Source organism: Sphingopyxis sp., from assembly GCF_036402335.1.
GTDB lineage: Bacteria > Pseudomonadota > Alphaproteobacteria > Sphingomonadales > Sphingomonadaceae > Sphingopyxis.
Map to the genome: position 1 here is coordinate 1 of NZ_DASWTD010000628.1, position 5,320 is coordinate 5,320.

Consider the following 5,320-nt stretch of genomic DNA (forward strand, 5'->3'; position numbering starts at 1 on the left):
AGCAGGACGCCGCCTATCAGGATGCGATCCTGCCGCGCGATGCCCTCATCGTGTCGATCGAGGCGGGCACCACTTTCGGGTGGGAGCGATACACCGGCCGCGACGGCCTGCGTTTCGGCATCGACAGCTTTGGCGCTTCGGCGCCGATCGAAGACCTATTCACGCATTTCGGCCTTACCGCCGATGCTATCACCCCCCAGATACTGGCAAAGCTCGGCAACTAAGGACCGGCTTCTCCCGCGCAGAAAGGATTTTTCGACATGGCAGTGAAGGTTGCAATCAACGGTTTCGGACGCATCGGCCGCAATGTGGCGCGTGCCATTCTGGAGCGCACCGACCACGATCTCGAGCTGGTGTCGATCAACGATCTGGCCGACGCCAAGGCGAACGCCCGTCTGTTCCAGCGCGATTCGGTCCATGGCCCGTTCAATGGCAGTGTCGAAGTCGACGGCAACGACCTGATCGTCAACGGCAAGCGCATCCAGGTGACCGCCGAGCGCGACCCCGCCAAGCTGCCCCACGCGGCCAACGGCATCGACATCGCGCTAGAATGCACGGGCTTTTTCACCGACCGCAAGGGCGGCCAGGCGCATCTCGATGCCGGCGCCAAGCGCGTCCTGATCTCGGCCCCGGCTAAGGAAGTCGACCTGACCGTCGTCTATGGCGTGAACCACGACAAGATCGGCGCCGAGCATGTGATCGTGTCGAACGCGTCGTGCACCACCAACTGCCTCGCGCCGCTGGCCAAGGTTCTGCACGAGAAGATCGGCATCGAGCGCGGCCTGATGACCACGATCCACGCTTACACCAACGACCAGAAGATCCTCGACCAGATCCACTCGGATCCGCGCCGCGCCCGCGCCGCCGCGATGTCGATGATCCCGACTTCGACCGGTGCTGCCGTTGCCGTCGGTCTCGTCCTGCCCGAACTGAAGGGCAAGCTCGACGGCTCGTCGATCCGCGTCCCGACCCCGAACGTCTCGGTCGTCGACCTGACCTTCACACCCAGCCGCGAGACGACCGCGGAAGAGGTCAACAAGCTGCTGAAGGAAGCGGCCGAGGGCGAACTCAAGGGCGTGCTCGGCTTTACCGATGAGCCTTTGGTCTCGATCGATTTCAACCATGATGCGCACAGCTCGACGATCGACAGCCTCGAAACCTCGGTGATCGACGGCAAGCTGGTGCGCGTGCTCAGCTGGTATGACAATGAATGGGGCTTCTCGAACCGCATGATCGATACTGCGGGCGTGATCGCCAAGTTCCTCTGAGCCGAAGGGAAACGTCGATGACCGCGTTCAAGACCCTCGACGATATCGGTGACGTCACCGGCAAGCGCGTTCTCGTGCGCGTCGACCTCAACGTCCCGTTGTTCGAAGGCGCGGTCAGCGACGCGACGCGGATTCAGGCAGCGATGCCGACGATCCGCGAACTGTCGGACAAGGGGGCGATCGTCCTGCTGCTCGCGCATTTCGGGCGACCGAAAGGCGCGAAAAATCCCACCCAGTCGCTCAGCCTCGTGATGGGCGGCGTCGAGGATGTGCTTGGCCATTCGGTCATGTTCATCCCCGAAGCGGTGGGCGAGGGCGCGAAGGCCGGAATAGCGGTGCTCGCCGCGGGCGACGTCGCGGTGCGCGAAAACACGCGCTTCTATCCCGGCGAGGAAAAGAACGACGCCGCCTTTGCCGATGGGCTCGCCGAGATCGGCGATCTCTATGTCAATGACGCCTTTTCGGCGGCGCACCGCGCGCACGGTTCGACCGAGGGCATTGCGCATCGGTTGCCCGCCTATGCCGGCCGCGCGATGGAAGCCGAATTGAAGGCGCTCGACGCCGCGCTCGGTAATCCGGCACATCCCGTCGCGGCGGTGGTCGGCGGCGCCAAGGTGTCGTCGAAGATCGACGTGCTGCGCAACCTCGTCAGCAAGGTCGATCACCTGATCATCGGGGGCGGCATGGCGAACACCTTCCTCGCCGCGCGCGGGGTCGATGTCGGCAAGTCGCTCTGCGAGCATGACCTGGTCGATACAGCCAACGCGATCTTCGACGCCGCCGATGCCGCAGGCTGCACGATCCATCTGCCCTACGACGTCGTGGTGGCAAAGGAGTTCGCCCCGAACCCGCCGACGCGCACCGTCAACGTGCATGAGGTCGCCGCCGACGAAATGATCCTCGACGTCGGCCCGGCCGCGGTCGAGGCACTCGCCGATGTGCTCAAAAACTGCCGCACGCTCGTCTGGAACGGCCCGCTCGGCGCATTCGAGACCCCGCCGTTCGACACCGCGACCGTCGCGCTCGCGAAGACCGCCGCGGCGCTGACACGCGAAGGCTCGCTGATCTCGGTTGCGGGCGGTGGCGACACCGTGGCGGCGCTCAACCACGCCGGTGTCGGCAAGGATTTCACCTTTGTCTCGACCGCCGGCGGCGCCTTCCTCGAATGGATGGAAGGCAAGCCGCTTCCCGGTGTGGACGCGCTGAAAGCCTGATTTTTTGCGCGCATTTGCATCCTGCCCAAGGGATCGCTATGCGCACCGTCCCATACGTATGCAAACACCGGAGATCTTATGACCACCGCCAATGCCGCCATGCTCGACCAGATCAAATCGGGGCAGGGCTTTATCGCCGCACTCGACCAGAGCGGCGGTTCGACGCCCAAGGCATTGAAGGGCTATGGCATCGAAGCCGACGCCTTCTCGAACGACGAGGAAATGTTCGGGCTGATCCACGACATGCGCAGCCGCATCGTTACCGCGCCCTGCTTCAACGGTGAAAAGGTGATCGGCGCGATCTTGTTCGAGCGCACGATGGACGGCGACGCCGGCGGCAAGCCGGTACCCGCATTGCTCTGGGAACGCGGCGTGGTGCCGTTCCTGAAGGTCGACAAGGGTCTGGAAGACGAAGCCGACGGTGTGCAGCTGATGAAGGCAAACCCCGGTCTCGATGCGCTCTGCGAGCGTGCGGTCGCCAAGGGCGTTTTCGGCACCAAGATGCGCAGCGTCGTTAATCTCGCGAATCCGGTCGGCATCAAGGCGATCGTCGAGCAGCAGTTCGCCGAAGCCGCGCGGATTGCGGCGCACGGGCTCGTCCCGATCATCGAACCCGAAGTGAACATCAAGAGCGCCGAGCGCGACGCGGCGGATCGCCTGCTTCTCGAGGAAACGCTGGCGGCGCTTGATGCCTGGACCGGCGCGCCGGTGATGCTGAAGCTGTCGCTGCCGACCGAAGCCGGCCTGTTCCAGCCGCTGGTCGATCATCCGAAAGTGCTGCGCGTCGTCGCGCTGTCGGGCGGCTTTGCCCGTCCCGAGGCGTGCGTCGAGCTGGCGAAGAATCCGGGCATCATCGCGAGCTTCAGCCGCGCCTTGCTCGAGGACCTGCGCCACCAGATGAGCGACGAGGAATTCAACGCCTCGCTGGGCGGTGCGATCAGGGAAATTCACGCGGCCTCCGTGGCCTAGGTGATGGGAGAGAGGTGGCAAGCCGTCGACGATTATATCGCGGAGAAGCTTCTCGGCGACGACGACGCGCTTGCCGCCACCCTCGCCAACAATGCCGGGCAGGGCCTGCCGCCGATCGATGTGTCGGCGGCGCAGGGCAAGATGCTCTTCCTGCTCGCGCAGATAGCGGGTGCGCGGCGCATCCTGGAGATTGGAACGCTCGGCGGCTATTCGACGATCTGGCTCGCCCGAGCGCTGCCCGAGGGCGGATCGCTGGTGACCCTCGAACTCGAAGCACATCATGCGCGTGTGGCGCGCGAGAATCTCGAGCGCGCGGGTGTTTCGGGCAAGGTCGATATCCGCATCGGTCCGGCCGCGGAAAGCCTTGCGGCGATGACGGACGAAGCGCCGTTCGACTTCGTCTTCATCGACGCCGACAAGCAGAGCAATGCGCATTATGTCGCCGAGGCGATCCGGCTCGGCCGCCCCGGTACGACGATCATCGTCGACAATGTCGTACGCGAGGGCGGAGTGCTGGAAGCGGATAGCGATGACGAGCGTATCGTCGGCACACGCGCATTGTTCGACATGCTCGGCGGCGACCCGCGGCTCGACGCGACCGCGGTGCAGACCGTCGGCGCGAAGAAATGGGACGGCTTCGTGCTAGCTCGGGTGCTTTAAAACCCGCCATCAAAACGGAAATCGAAGCGATAGTCCTCGGGTTTGATCGTCCGGCCGCTATTTCGTGCAGGCCTGACGGCTTCGAGCAAGATCGACCCGTCGGCAAGCGGCGTGCGCTTGCCGAGCGTCGCTTCGAACGCCTTTTCGCGCCCGCCCGGTCGCAGCCACAGCATCTTGAGGCGCAGCTGGCCGGCGTGAACACAGAGGACGTCTTCGGGGCAGCGGCTATCTTCCAGAACTTCCACGGCTTTGACGACCGGGCCGTCGGCGTAGGCCGGCTGGTCAAGTCCGATATTCCTGGCTTCGGAGAGGGGCGTCTGCTGCTTTGTCGCGGCGCACGCCGACAGAGCGAATGCGACAATCAGGGCAGGGGCGGCGAAGCGATGGATGTTCTGCATTTGCTCGTCTCTGACCTCGTCGCTATGAACGCGCCATGAAAGCACCGACCTGCCAACTCTACCTGATTTCGCCGCTCGACGTCGGCGGCGATTTTCCGGGCCAACTGACCGAAGCGCTGGACGCCGGGCCGGTCGCCGCCTTCCAGTTTCGCGTCAAGGATCTCGACCAGCACGAAGCCGCGCGACTCGCCGAGCCGCTGCAGGCGATCTGCGCAGCTAGCGATGTCGCGTTTATCGTCAACGACGATGTCGCGCTCGCGAAACGGCTGGGCGCCGACGGCGTGCATCTGGGACAGGATGACGGCGATCCCAGGGAGGCGCGCCAGTTGCTGGGGCCGCAGGCGCAGATCGGGGTGACGTGCCATGCGAGCCGCCATCTGGCGATGGAAGCAGGCGAGGCGGGGGCGGATTATGTGGCCTTCGGGGCCTTTTTCCCGACGACGACCAAGGCGGTCGAGCATCACGCCGATCCCGAAATTCTCACATGGTGGCAGGGCATGTTCGAACTGCCCTGCGTCGCGATCGGCGGGATCACGGTCGACAATGCGCCGACGTTGATCGAGGCGGGCGCCGATTTCCTGGCCGTTTCGGGCGGTGTGTGGGCGCATCCCGAGGGCGCCGCCGCGGCGGTGCGCGCGTTCAGCGCGCTCCTCGAAGATCAGCCGGCGGGATAGTCGCGGCCCGGTGCCCCCGGCTCGCGGTCGGATTTGCGGGGTGACGCGCCGTCCTTGCGCCAGCCGAACAGGCCGGCGCAAGGGGCCTCGCGCCGCAAGGACTTTGCCGTCGCCCGCCGGATGGGAGGCGTCAAATC

Annotated in this window: 7 protein-coding genes; 6 read left to right on the plus strand and 1 reads right to left on the minus strand. The window is 65.1% G+C overall.

The features are described 5' to 3' along the window. The 5 genes from VGD20_RS20165 to VGD20_RS20185 form a co-directional block, all read left to right on the plus strand. Positions 1–224, plus strand: a 224-nt coding sequence (locus VGD20_RS20165; protein ID WP_414714601.1) for a transketolase-like TK C-terminal-containing protein, incomplete at its 5' end; no start/stop codon positions are given. A 36-nt stretch (positions 225–260) separates the two neighbouring features. After that, entirely contained in the window at positions 261–1,268 is a 1,008-nt protein-coding gene (gap, locus tag VGD20_RS20170; RefSeq protein WP_331136160.1) for a type I glyceraldehyde-3-phosphate dehydrogenase, read from the plus strand. A 17-nt stretch (positions 1,269–1,285) separates the two neighbouring features. Then, positions 1,286–2,482 (plus strand): phosphoglycerate kinase, encoded by a 1,197-nt coding sequence (locus tag VGD20_RS20175; RefSeq protein ID WP_331136161.1) that lies wholly within the window; start codon positions 1,286–1,288, stop codon positions 2,480–2,482. 99 nt (positions 2,483–2,581) lie between these two features. Beyond that, positions 2,582–3,451 (plus strand): fructose bisphosphate aldolase, encoded by an 870-nt coding sequence (locus VGD20_RS20180; protein WP_331136165.1) that lies wholly within the window; start codon positions 2,582–2,584, stop codon positions 3,449–3,451. Between the two features lie 3 nt (positions 3,452–3,454). Further along, the gene (locus VGD20_RS20185; protein WP_331136162.1) at positions 3,455–4,111 is read left to right on the plus strand and encodes an O-methyltransferase; all 657 of its coding nucleotides are present in this window, start codon (positions 3,455–3,457) and stop codon (positions 4,109–4,111) included. Here the strand turns inward: VGD20_RS20185 and VGD20_RS20190 are convergent. Further along, positions 4,108–4,509: a hypothetical protein gene (locus VGD20_RS20190; RefSeq protein WP_331136163.1), complete on the minus strand. Its 402-nt coding sequence runs from the start codon at positions 4,507–4,509 to the stop codon at positions 4,108–4,110. The genes VGD20_RS20185 and VGD20_RS20190 overlap by 4 nt on opposite strands. A 35-nt stretch (positions 4,510–4,544) precedes the next feature. Between VGD20_RS20190 and thiE the strand changes: the two genes are divergently transcribed. Beyond that, complete coding sequence (thiE, locus tag VGD20_RS20195; protein WP_331136164.1) at positions 4,545–5,183, plus strand: thiamine phosphate synthase; 639 nt, start codon at positions 4,545–4,547, stop codon at positions 5,181–5,183. Positions 5,184–5,320 lie beyond the last annotated feature (137 nt).